The sequence below is a fragment of the Streptomyces sp. ATLC9 genome, from assembly GCF_057196705.1.
The window spans coordinates 1-985 of sequence record NZ_JBXUOY010000529.1; the positions used below are offsets into that span (position 1 = coordinate 1).

1 protein-coding gene is annotated in these 985 nt (G+C 78.1%); it reads right to left on the reverse strand.

Going from position 1 to position 985, the window contains the following annotated elements; genetic code table 11:
• Positions 1-42 precede the first annotated feature (42 nt).
• Positions 43-985, reverse strand: a 943-nt coding sequence (locus AC2CJA_RS26860; RefSeq protein ID WP_484605236.1) for a DUF4349 domain-containing protein, incomplete at its 5' end; no start/stop codon positions are given.

The window sequence follows — 985 nt, forward strand, 5'->3', positions numbered from 1 at the left end:
CGGGTCGCCCCCGCGGCCCCCCCCCCCCCCACCGGCGTTCACTCACTCCTTCCCCGGGGCCTCCGGGGCGGCCCCGGGACCCTCCTCCGCGCGGTCGCCGTCCTGCCGCGCCGCGCCCGGTGCCGCTGCGGGCCCCGCAACCGTCACCGGCGGCGGCACGGCCTGCCCGGTGCGCCGCCGCGGCAGCCGGAGGCGGACCGGCCACCACACCAGCACCACCAGCAGCGCCGCCACCGCGAAGGGCAGCAGCACGCCCAGGACGACCGTGATCCAGCGGACCGTCGAGACGAGGGCGTGCCAGCCGCCCGCCAGGGCGTCCGTGAAGGACGGCGTTCCGTCCCCCTCCTCGGCCGGCTCCGCGTCCGGCCCGCGCAGCGCCAGCGTGACCGTGGCCATCCCGGCGCGGCCCTCCAGGGACTTCAGCCGCGCCTGGAGCGCCTCCAGATCCGCCTGCCGGCTGCTCAGCTCGGCCTCCAGCGTCACCACGTCGGACAGCGCGCCGGCCTCGTCCATCAGCTCGCGCACCCGCTCCACGCTGGCCTTCTGCGTCCTGATCCGGCTCTCGACGTCGACCACCTGATCGGTGACGTCCTTCGCCGAGACCTTCCGCTCGACCAGCTTCCCGAGTCCGGCCAGCTCCTCCAGCACCTCCCCGTACTCCCCGGGCGGCACCCGCAGCGTCATGCGGGAGCGGTCGTGCCCCCCGGAGTCGCGGTCGGTGTCCTCGGAGGCCACGTAGCCGCCCGCGGTCTCCACCACCGCACGGGCCCGGGCCAGCGCCCGCGGCACGTCCTCGGCCGTGACGGTGAGCGACGCGGTACGGATGACATGGGTCGCGGCGAGACCGGGCGCGTCGTCGGCCGCCCCCTCGCCGTCGGCGGCCTCGCGGCCGGCCTGCGAGGCGTCCTGCTCGTAGGCGCCCGCTTCCCGTCCCGCCTCCTGACGGGCCGCCTCGGGCGCCGCCGGGCCCCGGTCGGCCCTGGCG